This is a genomic window from Thermopolyspora sp. NPDC052614, assembly GCF_040678635.1.
In the GTDB taxonomy this organism is placed as follows: Bacteria; Actinomycetota; Actinomycetes; order Streptosporangiales; family Streptosporangiaceae; genus Thermopolyspora.
In genome coordinates, this window is record NZ_JBFATZ010000028.1 from 88,955 (window position 1) to 101,785 (window position 12,831).

Here is a 12,831-nt window from a genome sequence, read left to right on the forward strand (position 1 = left end):
CGCCGCGACCCGTCCGCGTACCCGCTTCGGGCGGCCTCGGCCCGGCCCGCCGGGCGGGCGAGGGCCGGACGGCACGCCTCCGCCGCCGGCCGGGACGTACGGCGTAAGCGCACGATGATGCCCGCACCGACCGCGGCGGCGATGGTGAGGGCGATGGTGAGGACGGCCCGGGAGCGGACGCCGGACCCCGCGCCGATCGCCGTTCCGCGCGCCGCGCGGCGGGGCCCCGCAGGCGGCCGGGAGGCGACCCGATCCGGCATTCGGGACGCGCCGAGCCGCCCCGGCAATGCGCGGCGGCGACTCCAGAACCATATTCCATTAGCCGTTTGCGCCCGAGGGTGTATGCATATGAGCACTACTCAACCGAACGCCATGACAACGGTGTGTATGACCATCCGCGGAGGCGCGGGTTCGCGAGACCGCCGAAAGTTACAGGGGCGGCCAGGAAAAGTTCGAGCGATTTGACCATTTGTAGCCATGTCCCACAACATTTGACGCTCACACACTAGGAGGTGGGACAGTGGGCACGGGGGCGGCCCTCCCCAGCGCGATCGGCCAGGCGCTTCTCGCGCTCGGCGATCAGTGGACGCTGCTGATCCTGCAGCGCGGGTTCACCAAGCAGATCCGCCGATTCGCCGACTGGCGCGACGAGCTGGGCATGTCCGAGTCGGTACTCGCCGCCCGCCTCAAGGAGATGGTCGCGGGAGGGCTGCTGGAACTGGTGGCCTACAAGGACGGGCGGACCCGGCACGAGTACCGGCTGACGCCGCGCGCCATCGAGTTATGGCCGATGCTCGTCGCCATCTGGTCGTGGGAACGCATGTGGGTGGACCGGCCCGAGCCGCTGCCCGACCTGATCCACCACGTCTGCGGGGCCAGGACGGACGTGGTGCTCGGCTGCGGCGTCTGCGACAGCGCCCTGGTCACCGTGCGGGAGGCCGAGCCCCTACGTGGCGAGAAGGCCACCTTCGCCCAGGTCTCCGTGGTCCGCCACCATCGCCGGACGGTCCGCGACCGCGTGCCGTACGACGCGCTGTCCTACCTGCCGGAGACGATGGAGATCCTCGGCGACCGGTGGAGCACGGTGGTGCTCACCGCCGCGTTCCTCGGCGTACGCCGCTTCGCCGACTTCCAGGCCGAGCTGGGAATCGCGCCCTCGGTGCTCAGCGACCGGCTGCGCCGTTTCGTCGACGTGGACGTGCTGGCCAAGGTCGATGGCCCGCAGCGGCGGCCGCGGTACCACCTGACCGACAAGGGCAGGGCGTTCTTCCCGGTGTTCGCGTTCCTGGTCGACTGGGCGCGGCGCTCGTATCAGGGGGCGCCGGGCACCGAGCTGTCCATCCGCCACACCGTCTGCGCCGCCACGCTCGCGCCGGTGCTGCGCTGCACGGCCTGCGGGCGCGTGATCGAGCGTACGGAGGCGAGCTTCGACATCCCGGCGGCCGCGCCGCGGGGGCGCGAGGGCGTCGCACGCGACCCCGGCCGCCGCTACGAGAAGGGCCGCTACGAGAAGGGCCGCTATGAGAAGGGCCGATACGAGAAGGGTTCGGCCTAGCCGGCGGTCCTGTCCGTCCAGGAGAGGGCGAGCACCGTGTGCTGTTTCTCGATGGTCGGCGTGCCGGGCGGGATCTCGATCGGGGCGGCGGTCCTCGGGTAGGCGGTGATCCGCAGGTCGTCCGCGCCGGGGCGGCCGGCCTCCTGCCAGGCGCTCAGGTGCGCGGCCAGTTCGTCGGCGATCGCGGGGCCGCCCCGTTCCGGTCCCGATCTCCAGCACGCGCTGCCTGGGTTCGAGCCCGAGCTGGTCGAGCATGATGGCCATCATGGTCGGCTGGGACGAGGAGCTGATCGGCGTCCCCGCGGAGTCCCGCATGGTGACGATGCTTCTGTCCTGATACGCCAATTCGAGCGGCGTGTCCGGCAGGAAGAGGTGGCGCGGAACCGTCCGCAGGGCGTCGGCGACCGCCTCGCTTATCTCCGGGTACCGCTTCCGGACCTGTTTCGTCAGGCTCTCCCGCAATCGAGACGCATCGCCCATGATCTCAGAGTAGGTCGGCGATGTCCTGTTGGCTTGCGGTATCGACGGACGGCGGAGAGCCCGTGGGCCGGGGTCCTATCGGCGGCCGTCGTCCCCGTGGATGTCCCCGTGAATGTCCTGGGGCACGTTCTCGTGGGCGTCCACCGGGACGTCCTCGCGGGTGTGTTTGGGGCCGTGTGACGCGGTGCAGTGTGGCTGGTCGGGCGAATGGTCGGGCGAACCGATGGTGAGCAGGCGCGCGGGGGCGTGGTCCACCTGGAGGGTCGTGTGCTCGATGCCGTACTCGTCGTGGACCAGGCGCTCGGCATGGAGGCGTACGGCGTGGCAGTCCGCGCCGGGCTCGACCAGGATGTGCGCCGACAGCGCCGGGTAGCCGGAGGTGACCTCCCAGATGTGCAGGTCGTGGACCTCGACCACGCGGTCGATGGCCGCGGTCCTGCGGCCGATCTCCGAGGGGTTCATGCCGGCGGGCGCGGCCTCCATGAAGACCCGGCCCGCGTTGATCACCAGACTCCAGCCGGCCTTGAGCATCAGGGCCGCGACGAGCAGGGCGGCGATGGCGTCGGCCCTGGTCCAGCCGGTCACCCAGATGATCACGCCGGCGACGGTGGTGCCGATGAAGGCGTACAGGTCGTTGAGGATGTGCTGGAAGGCGCCCTCGACGTTGAGGCTGGTGCGGTTGGCCCTGCTCAGCAGCCAGGTGGCCGCGATGTTCACCACGATTCCCGCCGTGCCCGCGGCGACCACCAAGGGAGCGTCGACGTCGGGCGGCTCAACCAGGCGGAATATGCCCTCGTACACGAAGTACGCACCGAGCAGCAGCAGCGTGGTGCCGTTGAGCTGGGCTGAGATGATCTCGGCGCGTTTGAGGCCGTAGGTGAAGCCGCCCTGCGGCGGACGGGCGGCGATGCGCATCGCGACCAGGGCGAAGACGATCGCGATCGCGTCGGTGAGCATGTGCCCGGCGTCGGTGATGAGCGCCAGAGACCGGGCGATGAGGCCGACGACGACCTCGACCGCCATGTACGCCACGATCAGCAGCAGTGCGGCGGTCAGGTAACGGCGATCCGCATCGGTGCTGATCGCGTGTCCATGCCCCGCGTCGTGTCCGTGACCATGCCCGTGACCATGCCCGTGCCCCTGATGATGATCGTGGACGTCGGTTCCCTGCCTGCGGCGCGGCCGGGGGAGGCGGAACCTGCCCCCCAACCCGTCACCCATCGCCTCGTTCCCCATCAGGGTGCCCCATGTGGGCGATGGCGAGATCGAACAGCATGCGCACGTGGGAGTCGGCGAGACGGTAATACGCATTCCGCCCGGCCCGCCGTACCGTCACCACCCGATGCATGCGCAGCAGGCGCAGGGCGTGGGAGGCGGCGGACATGCTCTGCCCGGTGGCGGCGGCGAGGTCGCACACGCACATCTCGCCGCCTTCGAGCAGCGCGCTCATCAGTCGCAGCCGCCCGGGGTCGGCCAGCAGGCCGAAGACCTGGGCCAACTCCTGGACCGCGTCGTCCGCGGGCAGGACCTTGCGCACCGCGGCCACCCGTTCGGCGTCCACGACCGGCGTCGCGCAGGAGTCACGGTCGAGCATCACCACAACGTTTGAACGATCATTCATATGTTTGAGTATAAAAACGGCACGTTCGCCCGCTCAAGAGGGCAGCCGGTCAGGCGCGGACGCCCGGCACCCGCGTTGTGTCCGCGTGCGTCCGGATCAGATCTCGACCGTGCCGCCCGACCGCCAGTAGACGCCGTTCTCCCGGGTCAGCAGGTCCTCGTCGATGAGGTAACGCCGCAGGGTCGCGTAGTCGTCGTGAAACGCGCGCAGGGCGACGTTCACCTCCTTCTCGGAGTAGCGCACGCCGGGCTCGAAGACCCGCACGATGTAGTCGAGCACCTCAAGGCGCTTGCCTCGCCGGGTGGGGATGGCCCGCAGCCGCCCGTCCACGAGGAAGGTCCGGATGATTCGCTCCTGCGGGGACACGGGCTCGGGCGGGGGCGCGATGGCGTGCAGCAACTCCCGGAACCGCTCCGGGCGGGCCCGCCAGGAGCCGTCGTCGTCCCGTACGACCAGCCCGCCGCGTTCCAGACGGTCCAGCGCGCGTGCCGCGGCCTCCCGATCGAGCCCAGCCGCATCGGCACCTCCGGTCAGGACCAGCGCCGACATCATCCGCAAGGTGTCCTGCTGGTACATGAGGCCGAGGACCCGTCTGACTTCTTCATCGCTCATGGCCTCTACTCTGCCGGTGATCGCCTGGTTCGCCGTAGCGGTTTTCGCGGCCCGCCGACCCGTCGCACCAGTGCGCCGTCGGTACAGGAATCGTGTGAGCTTGCTCACATATCGTCGATGACCCTGTGATTCTTATACCCTAGGGGGGTACCGTTTAGGGTGTCGGCGGCGGAACGAGGCCGGACGACGCGGGCCACGCCGAGCGCCACACCCGACGTGGAGGAAGGTCCCGGGCGGACAGATGGTTGGATACACGAAGGCCAAGGAAGACCACCTCAGGCGGTTGCGGCGCGTCGAGGGCCAGGTCCGCGGCCTGCAGCGGATGGTCGAGCAGGACAAGTACTGCATCGACGTCCTGACGCAGGTGTCGGCCGCGAACCGCGCCCTGCAGTCGTTCGCGCTGGAGCTGCTCGAACAGCACATGACGCACTGCGTCGCGGAGGCAGCGGCCAAGGGCGGCGCCGAGGCGGACGCCAAGGTGCAGGAGGCGGCGGCCGCGATCGCCCGCCTCGTGCGCTCCTGACCCGTGCGCGGAGAACGCCCCCGGGTTCGCGACCCCATCAGATCAACGGAGAAAGGATCGTCATGAGCACCAGCACCTACACCGTCAAGGGCATGACCTGCGGCCACTGCGTGAGCTCGGTCAAGGAGGAGGTCGGCGAGGTCCCGGGCGTCACCGGCGTCGACGTCGAGCTGGAGTCCGGGCGGCTGACCGTGCACAGCGACGGCCCGATCGCGGCCGACCTCATCGAGGCGGCCGTCAAGGAAGCCGGATACGAGCTGGTGGCCTCGTGATTTCCGGCCCACGGCCCCGGCCGAGCCGCCCGGACGTCGTCCGGCGGAGTCGCGCGCGGGTGGCCGTGGGCAGGGCGCGACACGCCGTTGAGGAGTAGTGATGAACACCGGTGTCAAACTCGGCACGTACGTCGCCGCCCTCGCCTTGATCTTCGGTACGGCGTTCGGCCTGGGGAACCTGGTCGGCGGCGATCGAGGGCCGGACGGCGGCGACGCGGCCCCGCTCGCGAGCGGCCGCGGCGACCAGGCCGGTCATGGCGAGCAGAGCGGTCACGGCGGGCAGGACGATCACGCGAGCGCCGAGCCGGGCGCCGCCGCGATCGTGCCGGCCGGGCTGCAGTCCGCGCAGGACGGATACGGCCTGACGCCCGAGACCACCACGATCACGCCCGGCGAGGCGACCGACTTCCGGTTCGTCGTCACCGGTCCCGACGGCAGGCCGGTGACCGGCTACGCGACCAGGCACGAGAAGAAGCTGCACCTCATCGTGGTGAACCGGACCCTGGACGAGTTCCAGCATCTGCACCCGGAGCTGACCGGGGACGGCGTGTGGACGACGAGGCTGACGCTGCCCGAGGCCGGTGACTACCGCGCCTTCGCCGACTTCGCGCCCGAGGGCGGCAAGGACCTGACGCTCGGCGTCGACCTGCACGCCGCCGGCGACTACACGCCGCGCACGCCGGCGGGCGTGCGCCGTACGGCGGAGGTGGACGGCTACACCGTCCGGCTCGACGGCGAGGCGAGCGTGGGCTCGGCGAGCAAGGTCACGCTGCGGGTGTCCAAGGACGGCAAGCCCGTGACCGACCTGGAGCCGTACCTCGGCGCCTACGGCCACCTGGTCGCGCTGCGCGCCGGAGACCTCGCCTACCTGCACGTGCACCCCGACGGCGTGCCCGGCGACGGCAGGACGACGGCCGGGCCCGACATCGCCTTCCAGGTCGAGGTGCCCAGCCGCGGCGACTACCGGCTCTTCCTCGACTTCAAGCACGACGGCGTCGTCCACACCGCGGACTTCACGCTCCGGGCGGGCGACCCCGGCGCATGGCCGGCGAGCCGCGACGACGCCGAGACCGAGAAGGCCGCCAAAAGCGCCCATGAGAACGACGGCGACGACGCCCACTGACGCCGGGAAGGAGGAGTGATGGCCCCCGTCACCCATGACAGGCCCAAGGCCGCGCCCAACGCGATCGAACTCTCAATCGGCGGCATGACCTGCGCGTCCTGCGCCGCCCGCATCGAACGCAAGCTCAACAAGCTGGACGGCGTCACCGCCACGGTTAATTACGCCACCGAGAAGGCGAAGGTCACCTACCCGGACGAGGTGGACCCGCAGACGCTGATCGCCGAGGTGGAGAAGGCCGGCTACACCGCCACCCTGCCCCCGCCGCCCGAGCCCGAGCGGCAGACCGGCGGCCCCGCCGACGGGATCGACGCCGAGACGCGGTCCCTGCGTACCCGGCTGATCGTCTCCATCGTCCTGTCGGTCCCCGTGATCGCGATGGCCATGATCCCGGCCCTGCAGTTCACCTACTGGCAGTGGCTGTCGCTCACCCTGGCCGCGCCGGTCGTGGTCTACGGCGGCCTGCCGTTCCACCGGGCCGCCTGGACGAACCTGCGCCACGGCGCCGCGACCATGGACACGCTGATCTCGCTCGGCACGCTCGCCGCGTTCGGCTGGTCGCTATGGGCGCTGTTCCTCGGCACGGCCGGCATCCCGGGCATGGTCCACCCCTTCGAGTTCACGATCGCCCGCGGCGACGGCAGCGCCGACATCTACCTGGAGGCCGCCGCGGGCGTGACCGCGTTCCTGCTCGCCGGCCGCTACTTCGAGGCCCGCTCCAAGCGCCGCGCGGGCGCGGCCCTGCGGGCGCTGATGGAGCTGGGCGCGAAGGACGTCGCGGTGCTCCGCGCGGGCGTCGAGACGCGCGTCCCCGTGGACCGGCTCGCCGTCGGCGACCTGTTCGTCGTACGGCCCGGCGAGAAGATCGCCACCGACGGCGTCGTCACCGAGGGCTCCTCGGCCGTGGACGCGAGCATGCTGACCGGCGAGTCGGTCCCCGTCGAGGTACGGCCCGGCGACGAGGTCACCGGCGCCACCGTGAACGCGGGCGGCCGCCTGGTCGTGCGCGCCACCCGGATCGGCGCCGACACCCGGCTCGCCCAGATGGCCCGCCTGGTCGAGGAGGCCCAGACGGGGAAGGCCGAGGTCCAGCGCCTCGCCGACCGCATCTCGGCCGTGTTCGTGCCGATCGTGATCGCCCTGTCCGCGGCCACGCTCGGCTTCTGGCTCGGCACCGGCTCCGGCCCGGAGGCCGCCTTCACCGCCGCCGTCGCCGTGCTGATCATCGCGTGCCCGTGCGCCCTCGGCCTCGCCACCCCCACGGCCCTGCTCGTCGGCACCGGCCGCGGCGCCCAGCTCGGCATCCTGATCAAGGGGCCGGAGGTCCTGGAGTCCACCCGCCGCGTCGACACGATTGTTTTGGACAAGACCGGCACCGTCACCGAGGGCCGGATGACCCTCGTGGACGTCGCCGTCGCCGACGGCGAGGACCGCGATACGGCGCTTCGCCTGGCCGGCGCCCTGGAGAACGCCTCCGAGCACCCCATCGCCACGGCGATCGCCCGCGCCGCCGCCGAGCAGGCGGGCCCGCTGCCCGCGCCGCAGGACTTCGCGAACGTCGAAGGGCTGGGGGTGCGGGGCGTCGTGGACGGGCACGAGGTGTTCGTCGGCCGCCCCGCGCTGCTCGCCGAGGCGGCGTCCGCGCCGCTTGCGCCGGAGTTGGCCGACGCCTTCGAGGAGGCCAGGGCGGCGGGCCGTACGGCCGTCGCGGTGGCCTGGGACGGCCGGGCGCGGGCGGTCCTGGTGGTCGCCGACGTGGTCAAGCCGACCTCGGCGGAGGCCGTCGCGAAGCTGCGCGGGCTCGGCCTCACGCCCGTGCTGCTCACCGGCGACAACCAGGCGGTGGCCGCGTCCGTGGCCGACCAGGTCGGCATCGCGGACGTGTTCTCCGAGGTGCTCCCGGACGGCAAGGTCGATGTGGTCAAGCGGCTGCAGGCGGAGGGCAGGGTCGTGGCCATGGTCGGCGACGGCGTCAACGACGCCGCCGCGCTCGCCCAGGCCGATCTGGGGCTCGCGATGGGCACCGGCACCGACGCCGCCATCCAGGCCGCCGACCTCACCCTGGTCCGCGGCGACCTGCGGGTGGCCGCCGACGCCATCCGGCTCGCGCGCCGTACGCTGGCGACCATCAAGGGCAACCTGTTCTGGGCGTTCGCCTACAACGTGGCCGCCCTGCCGCTGGCCGCCCTCGGCCTGCTCAACCCCATGATCGCGGGTGCGGCGATGGCCTTCTCCAGCGTCTTCGTCGTCAGCAACAGCCTTCGCCTGCGCCGCTTCTCCTGAAAATGGCGAATGGTGACAAATAGTGCTGGTGAGTCGTAGAGTGCATCAGGTACCCCAGTAACCAACTGCCGACATATTGCTATCTGGGCGATCTTTCATAAAGATCTGCAGATACGGCCTGTGGGGACTTTGCGGAGGCGAGCATGCTGCCTGGCTGGATGATGCCGATCGACGAGCTCATCAACAACGTGCTCAGCGCGCCCCCCTCGGAGGCGGCCCGACTGCTGGTCGCCCTGCCGCCGGACCGCTTCGAGCCGGTGCTGCAGGCGATGCGCATCCAGGACCTGGTCCACGTGGCGACCGCGGCGAAGGCCGACGACCAGGCCGAGCTCATGGCCCGGCTCCCCATCACCAAGATCCAGGATTTGGTGCACGCCCTGCCGCCCGCGTACTCGGCCACGCTGCTGGCAACATTGTCGAACAAGCGCTTGCTCGCGGTGATGGAGGGCGTCGCGCCCGCGGAGACCTCCGAGCTGCTGCGGGTCATGCCCGAGGAGCAGCGCGTGATGCTGCTGAACTCGATGGACCGCCGCAACGCGGGCTCGCTGCTGGCCTCCGGCTACGAACTCGACATCGCCCAGGTGCTCGGCCGTACCAACGTCAAGGTCAGCTCGCTCGGCGAGGGGCAGACCGACGCCCTGCTGGTGGGGATCTTCGGCAGGTACATCCTGGTCACGATCCACTACATCGACCACGGCGAGTTCACCGCGCAGGACCTGCAGAAGGCCGAGGCGCGGGCGCAGGGCATGCAGGTGAGCGCCGTGCTCGCGGTCACCAACGCGCGGATCTCGATGGACGTCCCGGAGTACGGCCGCGAGGCGCTGCGGCGCGGCAGGCTGATCGACGTCGTCACCTGGACCGACTCCGGCCACGACGGCATACTGCAGCGCACGCTGGTGCAGTTGGTGCGCTGACCCGCTCCCCTCAGTGCCCGGAAACCGGGCGATGTCCCCGCCCGCGCCCGCGGCCTGTGGCTTAGGTCCCGCTCGGCTCGGGCGTGTGGCCGGGACGGCCCAGCCCCATCAGCCCGCCGATCCCGCCGTCCGCGCCCGCCCGCCTCGGCGGCGCGTCGGCGGCGTCGACCGCCAGCTCCTCGTGCAGGCGGACGAGCCGCTCGCCGGCGTCGATCAGATCGGTGTACGGCAGGCGGGCGGGCACGCCGTCGTGGCTCCAGGTGAAGGCCCCGTCGCCGCAGTACACCGTGACCCGCGGATGCAGCGGCACCAGCGCCAAGTGGTGGTCGTGCCACCGGATCGCCCGCAGGATGCCGCGCGCGGCGAGCTGATCCTGGATCGCGTACGCCGCCTGCGCCGCCGTCAGCCGATCGACGGCGGGAACGCCAGGGGAGACGCGGGGCTCGGGCGGCGCGGGCACGGCGAACCAGACCACCTTCCCCGGCACGGCCCGGCCCTCGCCCAGCCGCGACCGGGTGAGATGGCAGCCCCACTCGGCCACCACCGCGTCGACGATGCCGAGGCCGCGGCCGTGCTCCCCGGCGTTCTCCGTCAGCGGTCCCCGGGAGGGCGGCGGCGCGTGGTCGCGGCAGGTGTCGAAGACCTTGCATACGACCTGGCTGGACTCGGCCCGGCCCCGCCGGTACAGCCACAGTTCCAGGTCGGTCCGCCCGCCCGGCCCGCGAGCCCCGTGCCGCCCCCCGATGACGTGCAGGTAGGCGTTGGAGACCAGCTCGCTGACGGCCAGGGTGGCGTCGGAGACGACCTCGTCGGCCAGGCCCATCTCCCGCAGCGCCCGCCGCACCCGCGTGCGGGCCGCTGCGGCGCAGGAGGGATCGGGCGGCAGCGGCCATACGGCGCAGCGCCCGCTTGACGCGTGAGCGGCGCCCAACGAGGGGCCGGACAGGGGGACGAGGGGGCGATCGGATGAGGGGCCGAACGGGGGACGGGTCATCGCCGATGCCTCGCCCGCGTGCTGATGGCCGGGGCGCGGCCTGCGTGAGGACCTGAGAGAAGACCGGGAACAAAACCGGGAACAAGACCGGGGAAAAGACCGGCGAGAGGACCGGGGAGGGGTCTTCGCATGCGATGCGGACGGGCGCGGCACCGCCCGCCGCCGGCCCCGTTCGTCCACGGCACGTTCACGGCGACCCCCGCTCCGGGTGACCTCCGGCGATCGATCAGCTCCGCCGGCGGGCGGACCGTACGGCCCGGCCCGAGACCCCGGCGGTGCCGTGGTGCGTCGCATGAGTGGTGGGCACCATGCTCCGCGACTCCCACGGGTACTACTGCTCGACCGTCTTTGGCAGTTACTGTCTCGCAACAGTCGGAAATTTCGGAATGTCACGAGTATGGGGCGTCTTGATCCCCTATCGCAAGCCGTGATCGCGAATGGGGGCGATTGACCGGCGCACGCGGGGAGGAGGCCGGAGCCCGACGTCCCTCCCGCGTGCCCTGATCGCCGTCACTCCGTCGGCCGGGGGCCTACCCCCGGCCGGGCCCTGCGGCCTTCATCCCGGCGATGAACGCGGCCCACTGCCCGGCGGTGAACTCCAGCATCGGCCCACGGCCGCGCTGCTTGGAATCCCGTACGGCGACGCCGCCGTCGGCCGCGCGGGCCACTTCCACACAGTTGTCGTCACCACTGGATCGCACGGATTTGCGCCAATTGGTGTATTTCGCGGTCTTGCCCATTCTCGTTCCTATGGTCGAGTGCGTCGGTGTCACGATGGACAGGCGACGCTGCCTGGGGGAGCACGGCCTGGGGGGCGGGCCGTACGGCGGTGGAGGCACTGTGCCGCGAGAAGTCCGGTGCCCCCTGCTCGCTCCCCGCGCCCGCTAGCGCGATCCGGGGGGCGAACCTGATGGCCTGACCGCACCCCGGGCGAACGTCCCGCCCCGGGGGCCGGGCACCACGGGCCGATCGCTCTCGGTCTCCGAACAACGCGGATTATGAAACAGCAGGAAATCCACCGATGTTAAGGATAGCGGCATGTTGATCCACACCTGACCTGAATCGTGCGGAGCCGCCGTTCCACCGACGGTGGGGAGGAGACGCGCCTGAGCGACCGGCCGACCGGTTCGCGACGTGCTCTTGCAGAGGCCAATACAGCCCTGGATACTCGGAAAGTTCAGGATTTCCGACAGCACGACGCGGTGGCCTGCCGCGAAACACCCGATGGTCGCGCGAGGCGGTCCGAACCACGGCCCGCCGCACGCGAACGCGGGAGGCGGGCCACGGGCACGCCCCCTCACCGAGCACACAGGCACAGCTACGATCAGGAGGCCAGCAGATGATCAGCCCCTACGTGCGCCGGCTGCGACTCGCCGACGAGGTGCGCACCCTGCGGACCAAGGCCGGGCTGACCCAGGCGCAGGTGGCCGCGAAGAGCGGGCTGAGCCGCGTGGTGCTGTCGCAGTTGGAGAACGGCCACGGGGTGGACCAGGCCGACATCATCGCGATCCTCGACGCGCTCGGCGTCGACGGCCCGTACTGGACCAAGGTCATGACGATCGCCCGGGAGGCCGCCGAGCGCGGCTGGTGGGAGTCGAACAAGGCGATGGGGGAGCGCCAGGCCCTGTTCGCCAACCTGGAGGCGGGCGCGGCGACGATCCGCGAATTTCAGATGATTTTCATTCCGGGGCTGCTGCAGACCCCCGAGTTCACCGCGGCGCGCATCCAGGCCGACGGGCTCGCCGACCGGCCCGGCTACAAGGCGGGCAAGGCCGTCGAGGCGCGGCAGATCCGCCAGCGCATGCTCCGCCGTCCGGACGGCCCCGGCTACGAGGTGATCATCGACGAGATCGCCGTACGCCGCCGCTGCGTGCCCGCCGACATCATGCGGCGGCAGCTCCACCACCTGACGGCCGTCGTCCACGACAACCCCAACATCACCGTGCGGGTGCTGCCGCTGGAGGCGGAGATCCCGGGCTACCGGGTGCCGCGGTCGGCGTTCGGCATCTACACCTTCCCCGACCCCGAGGACCCGACCGTGGTCACGGTGGACACCGTCACCGACGATCTGGTGCTCACCCAGCCCGCCCAGGTCGAGCGGTACCGGCAGTTGTACGACCTGCTGCGCGAGGCGGCCATGCCCCCGGCCGACAGCCTCGCCTTCCTGCGCGAGGCCGCCGAGGAGCCGACCGGCTGACCGGCCGCGCGCGGGCCTTTCGCGTCTCGGCGGGGGTCGCCAACTCGCGGGTTGTCACTTAGAGTAATTATTACGCTACTCTTACGTGTCACCGCGGGTGAGCGTTGCCGGAAGGAGGCACACAGTGGGTCGTGTGCGAGGGAAGGTCGCTTTCATCACCGGTGCGACCCTGCTGGTTAACTCGCGACATGCGGCGGTAGGTTCGTGACCTGAGCCCTTGATGTTCGGGATCATGCGGTCGCGGCCGGTGTTTTCCCCTC

12 protein-coding genes and 1 pseudogene are annotated in these 12,831 nt (G+C 71.1%); 7 read left to right on the forward strand and 6 right to left on the reverse strand.

Annotation, left to right across the window (positions count from 1 at the left end):
- Positions 1-520: 520 nt before the first annotated feature.
- On the forward strand, positions 521-1,555 hold the full coding sequence (locus AB0K60_RS35310) for a helix-turn-helix domain-containing protein (protein ID WP_364065387.1): 1,035 nt from the start codon (positions 521-523) through the stop codon (positions 1,553-1,555).
- A gap of 204 nt (positions 1,556-1,759) precedes the next feature.
- Here AB0K60_RS35310 and AB0K60_RS35315 read toward each other — a convergent pair.
- The 4 genes and pseudogenes from AB0K60_RS35315 to AB0K60_RS35330 all read right to left on the reverse strand — a co-directional run.
- Positions 1,760-2,035, reverse strand: a pseudogene (locus AB0K60_RS35315) (methyltransferase, FxLD system); the annotation flags it as partial.
- A 75-nt stretch (positions 2,036-2,110) separates the two neighbouring features.
- Complete coding sequence (locus tag AB0K60_RS35320) at positions 2,111-3,256, reverse strand: cation diffusion facilitator family transporter (protein ID WP_364065390.1); 1,146 nt, start codon at positions 3,254-3,256, stop codon at positions 2,111-2,113.
- Entirely contained in the window at positions 3,249-3,656 is a 408-nt protein-coding gene (locus AB0K60_RS35325; RefSeq protein ID WP_364065393.1) for a metalloregulator ArsR/SmtB family transcription factor, read from the reverse strand. The genes AB0K60_RS35320 and AB0K60_RS35325 overlap by 8 nt, the downstream gene beginning before the upstream one ends.
- 96 nt (positions 3,657-3,752) lie before the next feature.
- Positions 3,753-4,268, reverse strand: a complete 516-nt coding sequence (locus AB0K60_RS35330; protein WP_364065396.1) for a DUF2087 domain-containing protein — start codon at positions 4,266-4,268, stop codon at positions 3,753-3,755.
- 241 nt (positions 4,269-4,509) lie between these two features.
- Between AB0K60_RS35330 and AB0K60_RS35335 the strand changes: the two genes are divergently transcribed.
- The 5 genes from AB0K60_RS35335 (at position 4,510) to AB0K60_RS35355 (ending at position 9,380) form a co-directional block, all read left to right on the forward strand.
- Positions 4,510-4,791, forward strand: a complete 282-nt coding sequence (locus AB0K60_RS35335; RefSeq protein ID WP_364065399.1) for a metal-sensitive transcriptional regulator — start codon at positions 4,510-4,512, stop codon at positions 4,789-4,791.
- Positions 4,792-4,853: 62 nt separating this feature from the next.
- Positions 4,854-5,063 carry a heavy-metal-associated domain-containing protein gene (locus AB0K60_RS35340; protein ID WP_364065402.1) on the forward strand — a complete coding sequence of 70 codons (210 nt, stop codon included), beginning with the start codon at positions 4,854-4,856 and terminating at the stop codon, positions 5,061-5,063.
- Between the two features lie 100 nt (positions 5,064-5,163).
- Entirely contained in the window at positions 5,164-6,186 is a 1,023-nt protein-coding gene (locus AB0K60_RS35345) for a hypothetical protein (RefSeq protein WP_364065404.1), read from the forward strand.
- An 18-nt stretch (positions 6,187-6,204) separates the two neighbouring features.
- Positions 6,205-8,466, forward strand: coding sequence for a heavy metal translocating P-type ATPase (locus AB0K60_RS35350; RefSeq protein WP_364065407.1), 2,262 nt, complete (start codon positions 6,205-6,207; stop codon positions 8,464-8,466).
- A 143-nt stretch (positions 8,467-8,609) separates the two neighbouring features.
- The gene (locus AB0K60_RS35355) at positions 8,610-9,380 is read left to right on the forward strand and encodes a hypothetical protein (RefSeq protein ID WP_364065409.1); all 771 of its coding nucleotides are present in this window, start codon (positions 8,610-8,612) and stop codon (positions 9,378-9,380) included.
- Between the two features lie 61 nt (positions 9,381-9,441).
- Here the strand turns inward: AB0K60_RS35355 and AB0K60_RS35360 are convergent, their stop codons facing one another.
- Complete coding sequence (locus AB0K60_RS35360; RefSeq protein ID WP_364065412.1) at positions 9,442-10,374, reverse strand: ATP-binding protein; 933 nt, start codon at positions 10,372-10,374, stop codon at positions 9,442-9,444.
- Positions 10,375-10,904: 530 nt separating this feature from the next.
- A complete protein-coding gene (locus AB0K60_RS35365) occupies positions 10,905-11,114 on the reverse strand; it encodes a DUF397 domain-containing protein (RefSeq protein WP_364065415.1) in 210 nt (69 codons plus the stop codon).
- Positions 11,115-11,713: 599 nt separating this feature from the next.
- Between AB0K60_RS35365 and AB0K60_RS35370 the strand changes: the two genes are divergently transcribed.
- Positions 11,714-12,571: a helix-turn-helix transcriptional regulator gene (locus tag AB0K60_RS35370; RefSeq protein ID WP_364065418.1), complete on the forward strand. Its 858-nt coding sequence runs from the start codon at positions 11,714-11,716 to the stop codon at positions 12,569-12,571.
- Positions 12,572-12,831 lie beyond the last annotated feature (260 nt).

Excerpts from the sequence above, each read along its gene's own strand:
- AB0K60_RS35345 (WP_364065404.1), top strand. The coding sequence starts at position 5,164 with ATGAACACCGGTGTCAAACTCGGCACGTACGTCGCCGCCCTCGCCTTG.
- AB0K60_RS35360 (WP_364065412.1), bottom strand. The coding sequence starts at position 10,374 with ATGACCCGTCCCCCGTTCGGCCCCTCATCCGATCGCCCCCTCGTCCCC.
- AB0K60_RS35370 (WP_364065418.1), top strand. The coding sequence starts at position 11,714 with ATGATCAGCCCCTACGTGCGCCGGCTGCGACTCGCCGACGAGGTGCGC.
- AB0K60_RS35365 (WP_364065415.1), bottom strand. The coding sequence starts at position 11,114 with ATGGGCAAGACCGCGAAATACACCAATTGGCGCAAATCCGTGCGATCC.
- AB0K60_RS35325 (WP_364065393.1), bottom strand. The coding sequence starts at position 3,656 with ATGAATGATCGTTCAAACGTTGTGGTGATGCTCGACCGTGACTCCTGC.
- AB0K60_RS35355 (WP_364065409.1), top strand. The coding sequence starts at position 8,610 with ATGCTGCCTGGCTGGATGATGCCGATCGACGAGCTCATCAACAACGTG.
- AB0K60_RS35350 (WP_364065407.1), top strand. The coding sequence starts at position 6,205 with ATGGCCCCCGTCACCCATGACAGGCCCAAGGCCGCGCCCAACGCGATC.
- AB0K60_RS35335 (WP_364065399.1), top strand. The coding sequence starts at position 4,510 with ATGGTTGGATACACGAAGGCCAAGGAAGACCACCTCAGGCGGTTGCGG.
- AB0K60_RS35320 (WP_364065390.1), bottom strand. The coding sequence starts at position 3,256 with ATGGGTGACGGGTTGGGGGGCAGGTTCCGCCTCCCCCGGCCGCGCCGC.
- AB0K60_RS35330 (WP_364065396.1), bottom strand. The coding sequence starts at position 4,268 with ATGAGCGATGAAGAAGTCAGACGGGTCCTCGGCCTCATGTACCAGCAG.
- AB0K60_RS35340 (WP_364065402.1), top strand. The coding sequence starts at position 4,854 with ATGAGCACCAGCACCTACACCGTCAAGGGCATGACCTGCGGCCACTGC.